Genomic DNA, 19,466 nt, shown 5'->3' on the forward strand with positions numbered 1-19,466 from the left:
AGATCGCTTAGGTGTCCGGGTTTTCGCCGTCCAGGAAGTCGGACTGCTTCAAGCTGGGAGCGGCACCTTTGGATTTTTTGCGATCATCGTCTTCGCCGGACAAATGACGAGGCGGGCGTGACACACGTTGCGCGACGGCAGCTTCGCGATCTGCGACGATGCGGTCGCACATCCCATGAATCTGGAGTCGCAACCATTTCGCCGTGGGGCTGCTGGCGCGATAATCGGCTTCACCGTAGTGATCGATGCGGCCGACTTGGCGCAGACGATCGTTCTGTTCGAACTCACCCGTGGAGTCGGGATTGTAGACGGCATACGCCTTGCCGCCGCCCTTTTTGACCACGGAAAAACTGGGGATGTCACTGGGACCATCCGCGATGTAAATCATGTTCTGCAGGGGGATGCGGCGGTCCTCGGGCTTGATGTTGGAATTCACATCGATCGCGGCGTTGCGATTGGTGCCTTTGTTGATCTCGAAAATGGCCTTCGTCTTGGTCGTGTTGTCGATGACCATGCCGATTTGCGCGATCTCAGCCTCGGCCGAAAGTGACATCTCGTCCTGCTTCAGGAACCCTGGTTGCAGCGGATTTTCCACAAATTCGCAGGCCCACACACCATCGATTTTGTCCGCGATTGAGCTGCCCCGGATCATCTCCGCCAAACCGGTGCTGACCACGTAGTGTTCCAAGGCGATGTCGTGTTTTTGGTATTCCGGCTTGTCGCGCACGAAGGTGCGACTGCGATCGAGAAAGTCGGCCACCCCCGGGTAAAACTGAATATCGCCGCCACACTCGCGAAGGATGCGATTGTTCAGACCCGCCATTTCACCGGACAGCACGTAGGTGAGCAGGTGGTTGAGGTAGGCGATTTCACCCGAGATGTGATAACCGCGCTTCTTGTAGTGCGGCACCAGACTGTTGGTCTCGGCCCAAAAATTATCCTCGTCGACACCGAAGCGTTTGAAGAGAGGGGCCTGCATGTAGTCGGGGATGAGCGTTTTGTCGAAGTCCCAGATGCAAGCGATGATGTTTTGCGTGAAAAGCGTGGTAGCCATGGTCAGGTGTCGGTCGGATTCGTGGTGCCGCGACGAATCTCCGGGGGCACGATGGAGCGTGGCTCGAAGAGCGCAAAGCGCAAAATCCCCGGTTCGTTCTTCCTTTTAGCGCCGCTTTGCGCCTTATGGACCCTTCCCGAACTGCATGTCCGATCTTCCCGATATCACTCCATTCCGCCGTCGTCTCGATGAACTGGACGCTCAAATGAGCGATCCCAATCTTTTCGCGGACCCACGTCGGGCCGCCACGGTGTCTCGCGACCAGCAGCGCATGGCCCGGCTGGTGGCGGACTACGACAAGATCACCGTGCTCGATCGCCAGATTGAAGAAGCCCGGGGCATGTTGAAGGACGACCAAGCCGATCCGGATCTGCGGGAGCTGGCCGAGATGGAATTGCCGGAGAACGAAGCCGCGCGAGAACAGCTGCAGCGAGACGTGTTGGTGGCGATGATCCCGCCGGAGCCGACCGACTCGCGTAACACGGTGCTGGAAATCCGGGCCGGCACGGGTGGGGACGAAGCCGCGTTGTTCGGCGGCGAGCTCTATCGGGCGTATTCACGATTTGCGGACACGCAGGGTTGGAAGGTCCAACCGATGTCGTCCAGCGAAGCCGAACGCGGCGGCTACAAGGAAGTGATCGCGCTAATCACGGGCGACGAAGTCTACCGTCAGTTGAAATTTGAAAGCGGCGTGCACCGGGTGCAACGCGTGCCCGTGACCGAAGCCAACGGACGCATCCACACGTCGACGGTCACGGTGGCGGTGATGCCCGAGGCGCAGGAAGTGGACATCGAGATCGATCCCCAGGATTTGGAAATCAGCGTCACCCGGGCGAGTGGTCCGGGGGGGCAGGGCGTGAATACCACGGACTCGGCGGTGCAGATTTTGCACAAGCCGACCGGGGCCATCGTTTACTGCGCGGACGAACGTTCGCAGATCAAGAACAAGGCCAAGGCCATGACCGTGCTGCGGGCGCGTTTGCTGAAGATCAAGGAAGACGAGGAGCGCGCGAAATACGCCGCCCAGCGCAAGGGGCAGATCGGCACGGGCGATCGCAGCGAGCGCATTCGCACCTACAATTTTCCGCAAAGCCGGGTCACGGATCACCGCATCGGACTTACGTTGCACAGTTTGCCGCAAGTGATGGAAGGCGAGTTTGAGCCGCTGGTGACGGCACTCATGCAGGAAGACATGGCCATGAAACTGGCGGCGCTGAGTGAGGGGCAGGCGGCGATGCCGGCGTGGGCGACAACGGGTTCAGCACGGCAGGCATGATCAGTTTGCTCGAAGTTTTGCAAAAATCGGCCGGCTTCCTCGAAAGCAAGGGAGTCGAGCATGCGCGGCTGAACGCCGAATTGCTGATCGGTCACGCGCTGGGATTGAAGCGCATGCAGCTCTACATGGAATTCGAGCGCTTGTTGCCGGAAGCCGAGTTGGAACTGATTCGACCGATGGTGAGGCGACGAGCGCAGCGGGAGCCGCTGCAGCATATCATCGGCTCGGTGGAATTTGGCGACGTCGAACTGAAGGTGGATTCCCGCGCCCTGATTCCGCGGCCGGAAACCGAGTATTTGGTGGAGCTCTTGCGCACGGAATATGCGACCACGCCGCCGGACTATTTTGCCGATTTGGGCACCGGCAGCGGCGCGTTGGCGTTGGCGTTGGCGCATGCTTGGCCGGACGCCAAAGCGGTCGCGCTCGACGTATCGGCCGAGGCTTTGGCGCTGGCGACGGAGAATCGGGAGGCGCTCGGCCTTACCGAACGCGTCGAAATGCTCGAATCCGATTGGTTCTCCGCGATGCCGGACGATTCCCGATTCGGATTGATTGTTGCTAACCCGCCTTATCTCACCACCGCGGAGGTGGCGGCCACGGCGCCCGAGGTAAAGGATCACGAACCGGCGGTGGCGCTTTCCACGGCGAGTGATGGCATGGATGCCTTCGAGGTGATCATCAGTCACGCCGCGACCTATTTGCTGCCCGACGGGCTGCTCGCGATGGAGGCGGGAATTGCCCAGCACGCGATGCTGGTGGCCAAGTTGGAGCAGGCGGGTTTTGACCGCGTGGAATCCCGGCAGGATCTGACCGGCCGGGATCGCTTCGTTTTTGCGCGGATGCCGTCTGCTTAGGGACGGCAGCTGACTCAACCGCCCGACGAAGGGCGGGCGGTCAACGGAGCATGATCGGCGTAGACGGGATTGTTGCCGATCTCGACGGCATCGACGATGACTCGCAGCGCTTCGCGCAGGTGCACGTCGAGACGGGCGTAGCCTTCGGGTTCGGGTTCTTCGTCGGTGCTGAGAACCTCCCCATCCATGTCGTCTGCATCTGCGCTGGTCTCGGCGTCGGCCAATGCGGTGGTGGCAGGCGCGGGAAGCTCGGTCGCGGTCTCGATTTTTTCGTCCGCGACTTCGACCGGGTCGGGGGACTGGTCTTCCGGAGGCGTTAGCAGGAACTCGGTGAAGGCAAAATTCTCTTCGCGGAGGCGTTTGCGGCGCTCGTCCATTTGCTCGCGAAAGGCCTTGTCGGCATCGCGGCGTTCAATCCGTTGATCCAGATTGAGCGAGATGAATTTTTCCTCTTGGCGGGCGGTGAACCAATCGATGTTGGCCTGGAGAAACTTGAACTCCTCCAGCGACTCGCGCCGGGCGAGGCTGGCTTCGCGCAACGGGGAGAGGATGTGGGCGTCGAGCGGGGCACCGTTGAACTCGGTGGTTTGAATCTCGTCCCAGACCAAGGCTTGGGGCAGGAAGCGCTCGCCGGACTCCATCACGTCTTCAATCGACGGCAGCACGATGTCGGGCACGACGCCGTTGAGCTGGGTGGAGGAACCGCTGGGCAGGTAGAACTTCTGAATGGTGAATTTGGCGGCACCACTTTTTTCACCGGTCATGAGCATACGGCGGTCGAGGTTGCGCATTTCGTAGACGGTTTGGACGGTGCCTTTACCGTGGGTGGAACTGTCGCCGAGCACGACCGCACGGCCGTAGTTTTGCAGGGCGCCGGCGACGATTTCGGAGGCGGAGGCGCTGAACTTGGACACGAGCACGGCGAGGGGGCCGGCGTAGCGCACGGAGCTGTCCTGATCTTCGTCGACCTTGATGTCGCCGTAGTAGGAGCGGACTTGAACGACCGGACCTTGTTCGATGAACAGTCCGGTGAGGTCGATGGCTTCACTGAGCAGGCCGCCACCGTTGTCGCGCAGATCAAGCACGAGTCCGTCGATGCCGGTTTCCTGCATCTGGGAAATCAGTTCCGCGATGTCGGCGGTGGCGCTGTTTTGCGCTCCGTCGGTGTTGGAGGGGTCCGGACCGTAGAACGTGGGCAGGGAGATCACGCCGACGGACTTGGTATGGCCCTTGGTGTCGGGCACTTCAAAGATCGCGCCGCGAGCCCGGGCGGAGTCGAGGTTCACCACATCACGAGTGAGGATAATTTCCTTCCGTTCGGACGCGTCGACGGCATCGGCGGGTTGGATGGTGAGGTGGACGGGTGTGCCGCGTTCGCCGCGAATCTTGTCGACGATTTTGCGGAGCTTCATGCCGATCAATTCGATCGGTTCGCTGCCGTCCTGGGAAACGGCGATGATCTTGTCGTTGGGCTTGAGGCGCTTGTCCAAATCGGCCGGGCCGCCGGCGATGATTTCTTTGATGACGCACTCATCTTCCTCCATGCCCAGCAACGCGCCGATGCCGACGAGCTGGAGACGCATTTGAATGGAGAAGTCCTCGAAGGTCTCGGCGGAAAAGTAGGTGGAGTGGGGATCGTAGAGCTGGGCGATGTTCGTGAGAAACAGCTCTGTGATTTCGTGCGTCTCGATGTCGGCCAGATTCTTCAAGCGGCGCTCGTAGCGTTTGCGCACGCGTTCCTTGGCTTCGTCGATGTCGCGATCGTTGAGCAGCTCCTGTTCGATCTCGAAGAGCAGTCGTTTCTCCCAGACGGCGTCGGCTTCGGATTCATTGGCGAGCCAGTTGACCTCACTGCGATCGACTTTGAATTGTTCGCTGGTGCCGGTATCGAACTCTCCCTGCAGCCGACGGAACACCCAAGCGGTGCGCGCCTCGACGCGGTCCTCGTAGCGTTGGAACATTTGAAACGCCGGGTCGATATTCCCCAGTGTGCGCACGTTCCAATACAGTTCTTCGCCGAACTGGGTGTTGAAGCTGTCGGCGTCGGACTTGAGGAAGAAAAGGTGTTGGGCATCCCAGTCCTCCATGAACGTCGTCACAATGGGCGGGTAGGAGGCCGCCGTGACTGCTTCGCGATTGTAATGCGCTTCTTCAAGCAGGCGGATGAAATTACTGATCTCCTTGGACTCGGAACGCGTGAGCGTGAAAGTCCGATCCGGGCGGGCTTCCAGCATCCCGGAGGATAGGGCGATCAGCGAGGCGGTGAGGAGTGCGACGAAACGACGGGGCAACACGATCATGTAGGCTTTGGGAAAAGGTTTGAGTGAAAAGGTTTCAGAAAAACAACGAACGAGTCCGCTGGGACGAGGGCGATTAACCGCGTTTGAGCAGATCCTTAGCCTCGTCGAGGCGTTGTTTTTCGCGGTCGGTCAACGCGCCAAAACCCTGGCTGTTGATTTTATCGAGAATGCGGTCGACCTCCGCGCGCAAGTCTTCGCGTGAGACGGTTTGGGTATCCGTGGCGGAGGCAGAGGTCGTATCGCCCGAAAGATTGACTTTGTAGGCGGTGGGTTTGGCTGCACGTCGGGAGGAGCGGCGCAACCACGCGGGCAGTTCCATGGACGGTGCCCGGTCCGGGGTGGCCCACTCCCGTTGGTGCACGAATCGGAAAAACAACCAACCGGCGGCGAGACCGCCCAAGTGAGCGGAGTGGGCGACGTCGCCCATGCCCTGAGTGCCGGGAATCTCGGTGAACAAGAATCCCATCAGGTCGATGCCGCCCAGAATGATCACGAGCCACTTGGGTTTGATCGTCACCGGGATGATGAAAAAGAGCAGGAAGGTGATCGGCCGGTTCGGGTTGAGCGCGGCAAACATCATGAGCAGCGCGAAAACACCGGCCGAGGCGCCAATCAACACGCCCCCGTGGGTCCAGTTGGTCACGAGCCAAAAGACACCGCCCACGAGCACGCCGCCAAAGTAGAGGATGGTGAACCGCCGCGCGCCGAGTAGCGGCAGCAACTCCCGACCGAGCAGAAACACGAACAGCATGTTAAACACGATGTGCAGGAAGCTCATCATGCTGTGCAGCAGGCTGTAGGTGAACAGGGTCCAGATGAATCCGGACTTCACTCCATCCACGGAAAGGGCGAGCAGCTGGTCAAAACTGCGCCCGGCCGATCCGCCCAGCCACTTCCAGAACACGTTTTGCAGAATAAATCCCGCAATCGTCGCGCAAATGATCCATGTGATGATCGACGTTGTCGGCCGCGCGTAGTCGTTGCGCATGTAGGACCGGTCTGAGAGCATCGGAAGAACTTAGGTGGTTCCGGGCGACCTGACAAGTTTGCTCCGGTAATTATCGATAACTGTTTTCAGCATCGGGCGGATTGCAGTCTGCTAATATTTGAATCTCGGCCGGGCCGCCCGCTTGACACCCTAGTCGGATTCTCTTTTGTGCGTCCCAACTTATGGCAGACAAAGACGACAAATGGGAAGAGAACGTAGCTGGCAAATTCTATGTCGATCAGCAATGTATCGACTGTGACCTTTGCCGTGAAACCGCCCCGGATTTTTTCACCCGTCACGATGATGGGGGATATTCCTACGTGCATAAGCAACCGACCAATGAAGAAGAGGTTGCGCTTTGCATGGAAGCACTCGAGGGCTGTCCCGTCGAGGCCATCGGGGAAGACGGCGCCTGAGCGTCGCCTGACCGTCCCCGCGAGCTTCGCTCGCCTCAATTTCACCCCGGTCGATTCGGCCGGGGTTTTTCATGCCCTCGATGGGTTGTTAAGAAAAATAGAAATTATACTAACAAGCGCTTGATTCAGCCGCTCGGACCGCTAGGCCCGATAGCGTGCTAAAGCGTTCGAGTCTAATTTTGAGTTTGGTGGGGGCCGCAGTTTCGATCTCCGCCCAAGTCGTGCATGATGCCTCCGTTGCGGAGCTATCGCCTTTCACCGTGCTTTCGCCGCGGGTGGCCAATCAGGAACCGGTGGCCACCATCGTCACGCCGGTGTCGGCGCTGCGTTACGCGCCGGCGGTTGACTTGCAGGCCCGGAATTTTGCCGAAGGTCAGGCCGACGTCGCCATCCGGGGCGGCACGTTTGCCAATACCGGTTTCGTGCTCGACGGGGTGCCGTTATACGATCCGCAGACCGGACACTACACGAGCGAGTTGCCGATCGTCCCGGGCATGATGTCGCCGCCGACGATCGCGGTGGGGGCCGACTTGGCCGTGGGGGGCGGTTGGAACGCGACCGCCGGCGGGGTGGCTTATGATTGGCAACCGGTGCGAGTCGGCGGCGAGCTCAGCGTCGGGATTGGTGATTGGCACACCTATCGCGCCGACGTTTTGGCGGGCGTGGCGTTGGGCGGTGGCTGGGCGGCGGACGTGGGGGCGGGATTTTCCCACTCGGACGGACCTTTCGCCGACGCCGATCATCAGATTTCGCGCTACGCGGGGCGCGTGCAACGCGTGACCGAACGCAGTGCGACCAACGTCGTGGTGGGTTATCAGGACAAATTCTTCGGCTGGCCCAACCTCTACACGCCATTCAATTCGCCCGAGACCGAAGACATCCAGACGTTGCTCATCCTCGGCACCCACGCGCAGCAGATCGGCGACGACGGCAGCAAGGTGGAGATCGGCGCGTATTACCGCCGCAACGACGACAACTACGCCTACAACCGCTACGCGCCCGTCGGCCCGGTGCCGCCCTTTCAGCATACCGCGCAGGTCACGGCGGCGGGCGGGCAACTCCATTGGGTGCTCACGGAAGGCAGTTCCATCGACGCACGGTTGTGGCTGTTGGCCGATGAACTCGAATCGACGTCGCTGACTTTTGGTAGTTTCTACAGCCGCACTCATCTCACGACCGGCGCTTACTACAACGGCTCATCATGGCTGGAAACGGGGGACTCACTTCACTTGCGCGCCGGGCTCGGTTACGACACCACCAACCGCGGCGCCGATGCCATGACACCGGTGATCGAAGTGGCCCTGGAGCGCCCTTCGGGGACTTGGCGCCGATGGTCCGCAGGCTACAGCACGGCGTCGCAAGCCCCCAGCTACACGGCCGTGGCGGGTAATCCCAATGGCGGCTTGTTTCGGGCCAATCCCGTGCTCGACCGGGCCACGAGTCGCACCCTCGACCTCACGGGGGAATTTGCCGCCGGGGCATGGACGGGCTCGATCGGCGCGTTTTATCGCTGGGATGACGAGCTGATTGATTGGACGTTTCGCTCCGATTTCTGGGCCCGCTCGGCAGCGGCGGTTGATCTCGAAACTGCGGGAGTCGAGGTTTTCGCGCGGCGGGGCGGCGAAAAGTTTGATCTGATTCTGGGCTATAGCTGGCTGGAAAAATCCGCCGACTACGGCCGTGCCCCGGTGGACGGCAGTTTCTACGCACTTAATTTCCCGAATCATCGATTTACCGCGGCCGTCGTGTGGCGGGTCGATGAGAACCTTGAGGTTCGTTTCGATAACGAGCTGCGGTGGCAGGAAGCGAATCCCTTGCGGTTGAATGACACCGAACGGACTCTGCTCAGTTCGCTGGGCGTTTATTGGCGCACGCCCTGGGTGCGACAACTTCAGCTCTCGCTCCAGGTCGACAACCTGTGGGATTCCGATTTCGAGGAAATTCCCGCCGTGCCGGCCGCGCCGCGTTTGATCGCCGTGGGCGCCCGTTGGCGGTGGTAGCGATTGCCCGCAGTCGGCTTCGGCTGGCTTGCGATCAGTGGGGGAGTGGATTGTGTGAGTTCACTTCATGGCAGATTCATCGTTCCTTTCACCCGATTTTGAAATTCGTTGGTCCACGCTCACGGCCGATCAAGTCGAGCCCGGCGTGCGTCAAGCGCTCACTGATGCGCAAGCGGCCCTCGACGCCCTTGCCACGCTGCCGCTCGACGCGGTGACCTACGACAATACCTTCCTGGCGCTGGAACGCGCCACGGAGTCGCTCACGTTGGTGTGGGGCAAAGTCACTCACCTGAAATCCGTCGCGGATTCACCCGCGCTGCGCGAGGCGCACAACAAAGTGCTGCCGGAAGTTTCGACGTTCTTCGCCCGGATCGCACTCAATCCGGATTTGTGGGCGCGGCTGCGCGCGTATGCGGAGTCGCCCGCCGGTCAGGCTCACGAAGGCATTCATCGCCGTTTCATTGACGAGACGGTTGCCGATTTTCGCCAGGCCGGGGCCGATTTACCTGACGCACAACGGGCGCGATTGGAAGCGATTCAAACCGAGCTGGCCCAGATCACCCAGCGCTATTCCGAACACGTGCTCGATGCGACCAATGCCTGGCAAATCGTGATCGAGGACGAAACCCGCCTTGCCGGAATCCCAGCGCATGCGCGCGAATCGGCGCGTCGGTCCGCGGCATCCAAGGGACTCGGCACGGCGGACAAACCGGCATGGCGTTTCACCCTGCAAATGCCGTCGCTCGAACCCGTGATGGTTTACGCCGAGGACGAAGCGTTGCGTCGCGCCATGTGGTCGGCGTCGACTGCGGTGGGCGCAACGACGGAGCACGACAACCGTCCGCTCGTGCCCCGCATTCTGGCGCTGCGGGATGAAGAGGCGAAGCTCCTGGGCCAACCGCATTTCGCGGATCACGTGCTGGCGCGCCGGATGGCCGGAAGCGGGCAACGCGCGTTGGATTTCGTTGTCGACCTGCAAACCAAAGCCGCCGCTGCGTTTGCGCGGGAGAATGCCGAACTCGAAGCTTTCAAAGCCGATCAGACCGGCGAACCGGTGGGGCCGCTCAAGGCGTGGGAAGTGATGTTCTGGGCGGAGAAACTGCGCCGGCAGCAGTTCGATTTTGATGATGAAATTCTGCGGCCCTATTTGCCGATGAATCGCGTCATTGGCGGGCTGTTTACCTTGGCGGAGCGTGTCTTTGGTTTGCGTATCACAGAGCGTCCGGCGGGCGAGGTCGAGGTCTGGCACGAGGAAGTGAAGTTCTATGAGATCCGCGACCGCGATGATCGACACGTGGGATCGTTCTACGCCGACTGGCATCCGCGGGAGTCCAAGCAAGGCGGAGCCTGGATGGGATATCTCATCACGGGTGGCCCGCAGTCCGACGGGTCGCGCTTGCCCCACCTGGGCTACATCCTCGGCAACATGACGCCACCGGCCGACGGCAAACCCGCGCTGCTGACCCATCGCGAAGTGGAGACGATCTTTCACGAGTTTGGCCATCTGTTGCATCACCTCTTGGGCGAGGTGGAAATCAAGTCGCTCAACGGCGTCAATGTGGCGTGGGACTTCGTCGAACTGCCCTCGCAGATCATGGAAAACTGGTGCTGGGAGCGCGAGAGTCTCGACCTGTTTGCCCGCCATCACGAGACCGGTGAAACCATCCCGGACGAGGTGTTCGCGAAGATGATCGCCGCGCGGAACTTTCGTTCCGCGTGCGCCACGATTCGCCAGGTGCAGTTCGCCAAAATGGACCTGCTGTTGCACATGCAGACCGACGCGTTCATCGGCGAGCCGACAGAACTCGACGCCAAGATCAGTGCGGCGATCGCCGACACGATGGTGCCGACGGAACCGCCGGGACGTCCCATGGTTTACCGTTTTGGGCATTTGTTCAGCGGCCCGACGGGCTACGCGGCGGGTTACTATTCCTACAAGTGGGCGGAGGTGCTGGATGCCGATGCCTTTGGCCGCTTCAAGGACGAAGGTATTTTCAATGCGGATACGGGCGCGGATTTCGTGCGTCACATTCTCAGCCGGGGCAACTCAGCGGACCCGGCGGAACTCTTTCGCGCTTTCCGTGGTCGGGACCCTGAGGTCAACGCCTTGTTGGAGCGTTCGGGACTGCTCGTGGCGGACTGATCTCGGCGCTCGGCGTCTCTTATTTTGCGAAGGAAAATTCTCATCATCTGCGGTAGCGCGCTCGGGCTGATCGGTCTGGGTGTTTTAACGCTGCCCTGGTGGCTCGGCGCGGCGGCACGTCCCGTCGCCGAGCAATATGGGGTGACCTTTGGCGAGTATGCGACGGCGGGCTACGGGCGGTGGACGGCGACCGACGTGCGGTATGAGCGCGACGGTGTAACGGTGGAGGTGGACCACGTGGCGGCGCCGCATCCGCTGGCCTGGTGGTGGTCGAAGCACGACGCCAGTCCGATCGCCGTTTCGGGGCTCAAGGTGGCGGTCGATCCCGACACCAACGCTGACCGGACTCCGTCGCCCAAACCGCCTTCCGAGGATTGGGCGGTCTCATTCCAACCCCTGCTCAAGATGCATCATCAGCTGGCACGGCTCCTCCCACCGGTGACTTTGGACGGCGGTGAAGTGCAATGGGGCGCGGGGCAAAAAATTACGGTCGCGGAAGCATCCGCCGATAGCCGGATGCTTGAGGCCAAGAACGTTCAGTATCGCGGCTTGGCCGCCGATGTCGCGCTGGAGCGAATCGCGGGAGACTTGAATGGGCACACCACCAGCGACGAACATTGGTCAATCAGGGCCCGTGATCCGGCTGGCACGTGGAGTATCACGGGAACCGCGCAGCAGGAGAACGCCCAGCTGGAGCTTGTCGGCGAGTGGCACGAGCAACCCTTGCACGTGGTCGCAGGTTTCGCTTCCGGTCGCTGGATTCCCGACTTCGCGCGGGCCGAGACCGACAACTCGTGGGAGCTTTCAGGCGAACGGGTGGGGTTGGCGGAATATGTCCGGGTTTTGCGTGGGGATGCCTTCATCGCGTGGAATGCAGGTCGCTTCACCGAAATCACCGTGACGGCCCATGGCGAGCCGCTGGAGGGACTTGATCTGCCGGCGATTCATGGAAACCTGCGGGCGAGCGGTTCCATCAACGAAGCCGAGATCTCCGAGTTGCATCTGGCGATGCCCGGTTTGGCGGCGGAGCTCGATCAGCCATTTCGCATCAGTCGTGCCGCCGGAGCGGAGCAAGATCCCTCGCATTTTAAAGTGGAGGCGAATCTCGAGGAACTGCCGTGGGGCGATGGGCGAGGCACGGTGGAAGGCGAGGTTACGGTGACTCCGCTCGCCAACGATTGGCCAAGCGTGGAGGGGGAACTCAAAGCGAAGGAGGTGACGGTGCGCGAGTGGTCGGTGGCGTCGGCGAATATCGAAGGACGTTTGGAGTGGCCGCACTGGAATCTCAGTAAAGTGGACATTCGCGACGAGGCGGGCAGTCGAGTGGACTTGGTCGCGAGCGGAGACCTGGAGGCTCAGCGGCTGGAATCATCGGAATTCAAAGCGTCCATTGAGGCGGATTCGGCCACGCCGTGGTTGCCCGCTGGGATCACGTTTAAAGCGTTTGACGCGGAAGGATCCGCCCGCGGCGCGTGGGATGCGTTGTCGTTCGAGGGGGAGGCCGAAGTAACGGCGGTGCAGATCCCGGGAATGCCGCCGATGAAGCTCGAGCTGAATTCGACGCGTGACGACAGCGGCACCCACGTCGGGCTCATCGCCACACCGGACGATCGGGATGCGGTGCTAAAAGCTCAGGCAACATTGATGGACGACGGCTTCGACGTGCGCACCCTTACGTTGCATAGTGACGATGAGGTGGCCCTGCAATTGGATCAACCGGCTCGCGTGCGCTGGTCGCCGGAATGGATGATCGCAGATCTGCATTTGTCCGGCCGGGCCGGAGCGTTGCAGGTGAGCCACGCGACTCCAACCGAGGGAGAATTAACCTATGAGGCGCGCACGCCGGACTTCGCGTGGTTGGAAGCGTGGTGGAACAACATGCCGGCGGAGTGGCCGCGCATTGAGAATTCGTTGATCACCGTGCGCTGGTCGAATGATCAGCTACAGTTTTCCTCGCAAATGAAAGGGGAGGTCACGTTGCCCGAAGTGGGCGCGGTGGTCGTCGATGTGCAGACGTCGAGTGATGGGCACACCTTGCTGATCGATCGTTTGGTGGTCGGGCAGGGGGGGCGTCAGTTCGCGAATGTCAGTGGCTCATTGCCGATGGAATTGCGCCTGAATCGGGAGAAACCGGTGATCATCGATGAGTCAGGCGCGTTGCAACTGCATGCCGTGCTATTGCCCAATCCGGAATTTTGGATGGCGGTGGGCGAGCTGACGGGAGTCACCCTGCGCCGGCCCGACGTCGCGGTGAACCTCTCCGGCACGTGGGAGGATCCGCAAGGCGACGGCACGATCTCGATCGAGCAGTTGAGAATTTCCGAAAAAATCGGAGGCGTGACATGGCCGCATATTCAAAATCTGCAAGCCACGTTGACGGCCGACGGCGTGGGCCTGGCGGTGGAAAACCTGACCGCGGAAGTCGACTCGTTCCCGGTGCGCATGAGCGGACGTTTGCCGCTGACCTCTGAGGATTGGTCGGACCTGCGCGACGATCCCATCGCGTATTTGCGGGCGCAGGGTCAGGGTCGCTTTGAACTGCCGGAAGCCGATCTTGCCTCGATCGCCCGGCTCGTGCCGGACTATCTCGTGCCGACGGGACGCATTAGCATGGAACTCTCGTTTTCCGCCGGCGAGCAAGTCGACGGGGCATTGCGGTTGCGCGGCGCGGTGTCGCGGCCGTTGGGCCCGTTGGGCGTTTTGCAGGACATCGAGGCGGATCTTTCCTTCCATGATCGCACCGTCACCATTACGCGGATACGCGCGCTGATGGGCGGACAGCCGGTGACGTTGACCGGGTCGGCCGATTGGCCGGTGGACGGACCGTTGGCGTTGGAAGTGGCGCTGAAGGGCACCAACCTGCCGCTGGTGCGGCGCACGGGACTGTTGTTGCGGGGGGACTTGGACTTGATGGTGGAAACCGAGGCCAACGGGGCGTCGGCGGTGACGGGAGAAGTGCACTTGCGCGACGGTTTGATGTTGGCCGACGTGCGTTCGCTGGTGCCCACGGGCGGCGGTGATCGTCGCTCCGCGCGACCGCCGTATTTTAGCGTGGATATCGCGCCGTTTGCCGATTGGTCGCTGGATGTGAAGTTGCACGGGGAGGAATTCATGCGCCTGCGCACGCCGGTGCTGGCGGGCGTGGCGTCGATCGACGCTCACCTCGATGGCACGTTGGGCACGCCGCGGGCGATTGGAGAGGTGACGGTGGATTCCGGGGTGGTGAAGCTGCCGTTTGCCACCTTCAACATTGAGGAAGGTTCGGCGCGACTGACGGCGGCCAACCCCTACGAGCCTCAGGTCAGCCTGCGCGGTTCGGGCAAGCGGCTGGGGTATGATTTGCTGATGGAATTGTCGGGGTCGGCGAGCGATCCCCGGTTGGAGTTGTCCTCCGACCCGGCGTTGCCGGCGTCGGATGTGTTGTTGTTCGTGATGGCGGGGGTCGCGCCGCAGGATGAGGTGTCATACACGCAAAGCCGCCGGGCGTTGCAGTTGGGCATGTATCTGGGGCGCGAACTGGTCGGCGATATTCTGGGTCTGGAAGCGGGCGATCGCCTCACGGTCACGAGCGGCGAAAAGCTGTCGCGCCGGGGCAAGGAGACCTACCGGTTCGGCTACGCGTTGGATGACCGCTGGACCGTCACGGGTGAATACGATGAGTTCGATTACTACAACGCGGGTATCAAATGGAAATGGTATCCCCGTCCCCCGAAAGACGCGGCAGCGTCGACTGATAAGGAGGTCGCCGATGCACCGCGTTAAGTTGGTTTCAATGCGTTCCGCCCGGCGGTGCCTGGCGGTCGGGCTGCTGGCCACGGGGCTCGCGACGGCGGTGGCGGCGCAGCCGGAAATCACCGTTGATGGAACGGGCTGGCTGAAGGACGGCCGCATCGAGCGGGCGGTGCGAAGTTTGAACTCCACCAGCGATGCTACCGTCATCAACGCCAATGCGGTCGAAGACGCGGTGTTCTTCGCGATTTCCGCCGTGGCGGAGGACGGTTATCTGAAGCCCACGGTCGAAGCGCAGATTGAACGCGAGAACGGGGAGTCGTTCACCCACGAGTTTGATGAGTCCTTCGCGAATCTGTTACCGCGTCCCTTGCGGGCCGTGCGCGTGGATCTGCAGGTGAAGCGCGGGGTGCGATATTATTTTGACGCAGTGATTGTTGAGGGCGTCGAGCCCTTGCTGGCCGCCGAGGACGCGGGCAAGCTTGTGGTGCCGCAAGCGGGTATTCTCGCCTTGGCCCGAGAGCGGGTCTTCACCCCGGATCGACTGCGCACCGGTCTCGACCAAATCGAGTTGGCCTTGCACGAAAAAGGATATGCGGAATCACGCACCGAGGTCGTGAGGGAACAGCAGAACGACGAAACCGGAGCGGTGAATGTGTCGATTCGGGTTACGCCCGGTCCGCGCTGGGAAGTCGGTGAGGTGACGATGAGTGAGGCCGCGGAAGGCGTGGTGCTCCCGAGCGGAACGGTGGCTCCCGGCACGGTGTGGACGATTGGCTGGGAGCAGGACTTGGTGGAGTCGGTGCGCCGCGCCCATTTTGTCGCCGGATATCCGGATGTGCGAATCACTACGCATCGCAGTCCCCGGGCTCCGACGGACGCGTCCCCAGAGGAAACCGACCGACGCATCGTCGCGGTTGCCGTGACCGCGGTCTCGGGGCCGCAGGTCACGTTATTGCGGCCGGAATTTGAAGGGGCGGAAGACCTCTCCCGCGGAATCCTCAATCGCCGCGTGGTCCTCGGTGCGGGCGAACCGCTCAACCCGCTTCTCATCGATGAATCACGGCGGCGGCTGGGTCGTTTGCGTTCCCTGGCGGGAGTGCGGGTTGATTTTGAACCATCGCAGGGCGACGAGCGGGCACCGGTGTTTCACTTGGAATCGCGCGAGCCGTGGGAATCGAGTTTGATGTTTGGTTACGGCAGCTATGAACAAGTCCGGGCGGGGTTTGAAGTGCGCGGTTACAATCTCATGCGGCGCTCGCATCAGCTGCGGTTGGAGGCGGTGGGCTCCCTGAAGAGTCTGCGTAGTGACATGGTGTATACGGTGCCCGATTTGTTTGGGGAAACGATCGACGCGAATTTTCGACTCTTCGGTCTCGATCGCGAGGAGCTGTCCTTTCAACGCCAGGAATACGGCGCGACGATTGGGCTGACGCGTCGGGATATCCCGTGGTTTAGCGCGGATACGACCGTGAGTTACACCTATCAGGACTTGTTGAACCGCGAGAATAACCTGGCGACCCGAGATACCGATCTCACTGAAACCACCACGGCCAGTTTGACGGTGACGATGGCCCGGGATCGACGGGACAACCCGTTGAATCCGCGCAAGGGCTATCGCTGGTTCGCCCAAGTCGAGGCGGCCGACCGCGCGCTGGGCGGCGAGGTGGGCTTTCAACGCGTCGAGCTCGGCTACGCCTGGCACCGTCCGTGGGGCGACACGCGTTGGCTGCATGTGGGGCTGAGCCATGGTTCGGTGTTTACGTTCGGCGAAACCAACGATCTCGCGTTGCCGGTGAACAAACGGTTTTTCCCGGGCGGCGAAAATAGTCTGCGCGGCATGCAGAGCGGCGAGGCGTCGCCGCGGAATGCCGGGGGCGAATTCATCGGGGCCAAGAGTTTCACGTTGGTCAATGTGGAGCTCGAACAAGCGCTGACGCGGCGCATCAGTGCCGTGGTATTTTGGGATTTCCTCGGCGCCACGGCGGAACTCGAGGATCTGCCGTGGAGTTACGACCTCCACACCGTCGGCGCCGGGCTGCGTTACCAAACCATTATTGGTCCGGTGCGGATTGAGTATGGGCACAACCTGAACCCCCGTCCGCTCGATCCGAAGGGCACCCTGCATTTCTCGTTGGGGTTTCCGTTCTGAGTCTGGCGCTGCGACGTCGTGTCCCAGGGCGGGAGGCGAGGGTGAGCAAGTCGGACGCATTACAAATCCGGCGTAAGTTTGGAGGCGCGACCGGAACGATTTGCAAATCGGCCATCATTAATATCTTCCTGACTTTGATCTCAATCGATGCCCCCGACGAAAATCGTGGCGTGAAGATTGCACACTGCCATTCACTTTAATTCCCTTCTTACCATGCTTATTTGGCTCCTTCTTCTCATCGGTCCGATGCTCTTCGGTATGTATGCGCAATCGAAAATTCGTCGCGCCTACGAAAAGAACGTTCGGGTGCAGTCTCGCGGACGCATTTCGGGCGCCGAAGCCGCGCAGGCCGTCATGAACTCCGCTGGTATTTCGGATGTGGAAATCGTGCGCGTGCCCGGTCAGCTCACCGATCACTACGATCCGATCCGCCGCCGTCTCGCGTTGTCCGAGCACAACTATAACGGCACCAGCCTGGCCGCATTGGGCGTCGCCGCGCACGAAGCGGGCCACGCCATCCAGCACAAGGTCGGTTACTCCATGATGAAAGTGCGTCAGACGATGGTGCCGGCCACGCAGATCGCTTCGACCGTCTCCAGTTACGTGATGATGGGCGGCATTTTCCTGCTCATGTTCGCGGGATCGGCGCTGGGCTACAACCTGCTCACCGTCGGTGCGATCGCCATGGGCGTGATCGTGCTCTTTCAACTGGTGACTCTGCCGGTCGAGTTCGACGCCAGCCGCCGAGCCAAGGTGCAACTGGTCGAACTCGGTATTCTCGACCGCGATGAAATGGGAGGCGTGAACGAGACGCTCGATGCCGCCGCCCTCACTTACGTGGCTGCTTTCGTGGCCGCACTGGGATCATTGCTGCACATTCTCATGATTCTGAATGGTCGGCGCGACTGACGCGTGCTTCCGCTCTCGAACTTTGTCAACCGGCTCCTCCGTGGAGCCGGTTTTTTTGGGCCCCGAATCGAGAACGGGGGTGGATTTGCTTGACGGAGATGATTTCAAAGTGATATCACTCTGAAATCATTATAACCCATGACAACTAACGAATCCCTCAATTCCGCCAACCACGAGAAGCGCGTTTCCGCCGCGAGTGGTTGGGCGCTGCTGTTCATCAACCTGCTCATGTATGCCGGCGTCGTGACGCTGGTCATCGGAGCATTCGCCGCCAAAGTTCCATTGTTTGGCCTGCTCGCCGTAATCCTATTGATCGGCGCAATTCTGACCTCCTGCGGTTTCATGCCGCTGCAGCCCAATGAGTCCGCCGTCTTGATTCTCTTTGGCACCTACAAGGGAACCGTGCGCGACAGCGGCTTTTTCTGGGTCAATCCCTTCATGTCCAAAAAGAAAGTCTCGTTGCGTTCCCGCAATCTCAATGGCGACAAGCTCAAGGTGAATGACAAGCGGGGCAACCCGATCGAGATCGCGGCGGTCGTGGTCTGGCGCGTGCGTGACACCGCTCAGGCGATCTTTGATGTGGACGCCTACGAGCATTACGTGGCCGTGCAGAGCGAATCGGCCGTGCGCCACCTCGCCAGCGGTTACGCTTACGACGACAGTGGGGACGCGGAAGAGATGACCCTGCGGGCCTCCGGCGATGCGGTTTCCGAGGCGCTCACCATCGAGCTGCAGGAGCGGCTGGGCAAGGCCGGTATCGAGGTGCAGGAGTCGCGTTTGTCGCACCTCGCCTATGCGCCCGAGATCGCCCAGGCGATGCTGCGTCGCCAGCAGGCGGAGGCAGTGATCGCGGCCCGCACCAAGATCGTGCAAGGAGCGGTGGGCATGGTCGAAATGGCGCTGACGGAACTCGAGTCCAAGGGCGTCGTGGAACTCGATGCCGAGCGCAAGGCCTCCATGGTCAGCAATCTCCTCGTCGTATTGTGCGGCGAGTCCGAAGTTCACCCGGTCGTCAATACCGGCACCCTCTACAGCTAACCTTTGACGCATTCGTAATATGGATACCTACCAAATCATCACGGTCTCGTTCGGTTTCACCCAAAAGAAGGCGCTGGACGAACTCGCCAGCAGAGTGAACGAAGCCATGCGCCAGGGGTGGAAACCCACCGGCGGTCTTTCGACCTCCGGCACGTTGCTGGCCCAGGCCATGTATAAGAGTCGCTGAGCCGTGCTGCCCGTATTGCGATTTATGTTACAACCGATGCATCCCGCCTGCTGGGGGGCGCGTCGGATGATGGCGGCCCTGGTGGCGTCGGTGCTGCTGGCTTCGTGGAGCCTGGCGGCTGCGCCGGCAACCGGACCGACCCGACTGGTGCCGCTAATGATGACCGGTGGCGTCGCCACGTCCGTGAACATCTGTCTCGCTCTCTGATATGGCGAGTCCGGGTAAAAAGTCATTTCTCATGCGGGTCGACCCGAAGCTTTGGGCGGAGATCCAAAGCTGGGCCGATCAGGAAATGCGCAGCGTGAACGGGCAGATCGAATACCTGCTGCGTGAAGCGGTGCGCAAACGACGCGGCCGCGCTGCGGACAATGATCCGACCTCGACCGATGAATCCTCTAATCCTTAAGCCGGCGTCCGACC

At 61.2% G+C, this 19,466-nt stretch carries 15 protein-coding genes; 12 read left to right on the forward strand and 3 right to left on the reverse strand.

Going from position 1 to position 19,466, the window contains the following annotated elements; genetic code table 11:
- Nucleotides 1-7: 7 nt before the first annotated feature.
- The gene (locus PXH66_RS05150) at nt 8-1,054 is read right to left on the reverse strand and encodes a haloacid dehalogenase-like hydrolase (protein ID WP_330928493.1); all 1,047 of its coding nucleotides are present in this window, start codon (nt 1,052-1,054) and stop codon (nt 8-10) included.
- Between the two features lie 145 nt (nt 1,055-1,199).
- On the opposite strand from PXH66_RS05150, the gene prfA reads away from it, so the two are divergent.
- Nucleotides 1,200-2,330 carry a peptide chain release factor 1 gene (prfA, locus tag PXH66_RS05155; RefSeq protein WP_330928494.1) on the forward strand — a complete coding sequence of 377 codons (1,131 nt, stop codon included), beginning with the start codon at nt 1,200-1,202 and terminating at the stop codon, nt 2,328-2,330.
- The gene (gene prmC / locus PXH66_RS05160) at nt 2,327-3,184 is read left to right on the forward strand and encodes a peptide chain release factor N(5)-glutamine methyltransferase (RefSeq protein ID WP_330928495.1); all 858 of its coding nucleotides are present in this window, start codon (nt 2,327-2,329) and stop codon (nt 3,182-3,184) included. Before prfA ends, prmC begins: the two co-directional genes overlap by 4 nt.
- 14 nt (nt 3,185-3,198) lie before the next feature.
- On the opposite strand, the gene PXH66_RS05165 is transcribed toward prmC, so the two are convergent.
- Entirely contained in the window at nt 3,199-5,484 is a 2,286-nt protein-coding gene (locus PXH66_RS05165; RefSeq protein ID WP_330928496.1) for a carboxy terminal-processing peptidase, read from the reverse strand.
- A 73-nt stretch (nt 5,485-5,557) separates the two neighbouring features.
- Complete coding sequence (locus PXH66_RS05170) at nt 5,558-6,493, reverse strand: rhomboid family intramembrane serine protease (RefSeq protein WP_330928497.1); 936 nt, start codon at nt 6,491-6,493, stop codon at nt 5,558-5,560.
- A gap of 161 nt (nt 6,494-6,654) precedes the next feature.
- Here PXH66_RS05170 and PXH66_RS05175 point away from each other — a divergent pair, with 161 nt between their 5' ends.
- From PXH66_RS05175 to PXH66_RS05220, 10 genes are all read left to right on the forward strand, one after another.
- Nucleotides 6,655-6,888 carry a ferredoxin gene (locus tag PXH66_RS05175; protein ID WP_330928498.1) on the forward strand — a complete coding sequence of 78 codons (234 nt, stop codon included), beginning with the start codon at nt 6,655-6,657 and terminating at the stop codon, nt 6,886-6,888.
- 188 nt (nt 6,889-7,076) lie between these two features.
- A complete protein-coding gene (locus PXH66_RS05180) occupies nt 7,077-8,888 on the forward strand; it encodes a TonB-dependent receptor (RefSeq protein ID WP_330932257.1) in 1,812 nt (603 codons plus the stop codon).
- Between the two features lie 67 nt (nt 8,889-8,955).
- On the forward strand, nt 8,956-11,031 hold the full coding sequence (locus PXH66_RS05185) for a M3 family metallopeptidase (RefSeq protein ID WP_330928500.1): 2,076 nt from the start codon (nt 8,956-8,958) through the stop codon (nt 11,029-11,031).
- Nucleotides 11,032-11,055: 24 nt separating this feature from the next.
- Nucleotides 11,056-14,793, forward strand: coding sequence for a translocation/assembly module TamB domain-containing protein (locus PXH66_RS05190; protein ID WP_330928501.1), 3,738 nt, complete (start codon nt 11,056-11,058; stop codon nt 14,791-14,793).
- A gap of 10 nt (nt 14,794-14,803) precedes the next feature.
- Nucleotides 14,804-16,912, forward strand: a complete 2,109-nt coding sequence (locus PXH66_RS05195; protein ID WP_330928502.1) for a BamA/OMP85 family outer membrane protein — start codon at nt 14,804-14,806, stop codon at nt 16,910-16,912.
- Nucleotides 16,913-17,125: 213 nt separating this feature from the next.
- Nucleotides 17,126-17,821 (forward strand): zinc metallopeptidase, encoded by a 696-nt coding sequence (locus PXH66_RS05200; RefSeq protein WP_330928503.1) that lies wholly within the window; start codon nt 17,126-17,128, stop codon nt 17,819-17,821.
- A gap of 138 nt (nt 17,822-17,959) precedes the next feature.
- Nucleotides 17,960-18,859, forward strand: a complete 900-nt coding sequence (locus PXH66_RS05205) for an SPFH domain-containing protein (RefSeq protein WP_330928504.1) — start codon at nt 17,960-17,962, stop codon at nt 18,857-18,859.
- A 19-nt stretch (nt 18,860-18,878) separates the two neighbouring features.
- Complete coding sequence (locus PXH66_RS05210) at nt 18,879-19,046, forward strand: hypothetical protein (RefSeq protein ID WP_330928505.1); 168 nt, start codon at nt 18,879-18,881, stop codon at nt 19,044-19,046.
- A 36-nt stretch (nt 19,047-19,082) separates the two neighbouring features.
- On the forward strand, nt 19,083-19,253 hold the full coding sequence (locus PXH66_RS05215) for a hypothetical protein (RefSeq protein ID WP_330928506.1): 171 nt from the start codon (nt 19,083-19,085) through the stop codon (nt 19,251-19,253).
- A gap of 31 nt (nt 19,254-19,284) precedes the next feature.
- The gene (locus PXH66_RS05220) at nt 19,285-19,452 is read left to right on the forward strand and encodes a type II toxin-antitoxin system antitoxin (protein WP_330928507.1); all 168 of its coding nucleotides are present in this window, start codon (nt 19,285-19,287) and stop codon (nt 19,450-19,452) included.
- Nucleotides 19,453-19,466: the final 14 nt, after the last annotated feature.

The sequence above is a fragment of the Synoicihabitans lomoniglobus genome (assembly GCF_029023725.1).
Taxonomy (GTDB): domain Bacteria; phylum Verrucomicrobiota; class Verrucomicrobiia; order Opitutales; family Opitutaceae; genus Actomonas; species Actomonas lomonigloba.

What these genes read in the sequence shown, in the direction of transcription:
- PXH66_RS05170 (WP_330928497.1), bottom strand. Translation starts at nt 6,493, where the DNA reads ATGCTCTCAGACCGGTCCTACATGCGCAACGACTACGCGCGGCCGACA.
- PXH66_RS05200 (WP_330928503.1), top strand. Translation starts at nt 17,126, where the DNA reads ATGCTTATTTGGCTCCTTCTTCTCATCGGTCCGATGCTCTTCGGTATG.
- PXH66_RS05210 (WP_330928505.1), top strand. Translation starts at nt 18,879, where the DNA reads ATGGATACCTACCAAATCATCACGGTCTCGTTCGGTTTCACCCAAAAG.
- PXH66_RS05175 (WP_330928498.1), top strand. Translation starts at nt 6,655, where the DNA reads ATGGCAGACAAAGACGACAAATGGGAAGAGAACGTAGCTGGCAAATTC.
- PXH66_RS05150 (WP_330928493.1), bottom strand. Translation starts at nt 1,054, where the DNA reads ATGGCTACCACGCTTTTCACGCAAAACATCATCGCTTGCATCTGGGAC.
- prfA (WP_330928494.1), top strand. Translation starts at nt 1,200, where the DNA reads ATGTCCGATCTTCCCGATATCACTCCATTCCGCCGTCGTCTCGATGAA.
- PXH66_RS05185 (WP_330928500.1), top strand. Translation starts at nt 8,956, where the DNA reads ATGGCAGATTCATCGTTCCTTTCACCCGATTTTGAAATTCGTTGGTCC.
- PXH66_RS05205 (WP_330928504.1), top strand. Translation starts at nt 17,960, where the DNA reads ATGACAACTAACGAATCCCTCAATTCCGCCAACCACGAGAAGCGCGTT.
- PXH66_RS05215 (WP_330928506.1), top strand. Translation starts at nt 19,083, where the DNA reads ATGCATCCCGCCTGCTGGGGGGCGCGTCGGATGATGGCGGCCCTGGTG.
- prmC (WP_330928495.1), top strand. Translation starts at nt 2,327, where the DNA reads ATGATCAGTTTGCTCGAAGTTTTGCAAAAATCGGCCGGCTTCCTCGAA.
- PXH66_RS05195 (WP_330928502.1), top strand. Translation starts at nt 14,804, where the DNA reads ATGCGTTCCGCCCGGCGGTGCCTGGCGGTCGGGCTGCTGGCCACGGGG.
- PXH66_RS05220 (WP_330928507.1), top strand. Translation starts at nt 19,285, where the DNA reads ATGCGGGTCGACCCGAAGCTTTGGGCGGAGATCCAAAGCTGGGCCGAT.
- PXH66_RS05165 (WP_330928496.1), bottom strand. Translation starts at nt 5,484, where the DNA reads ATGATCGTGTTGCCCCGTCGTTTCGTCGCACTCCTCACCGCCTCGCTG.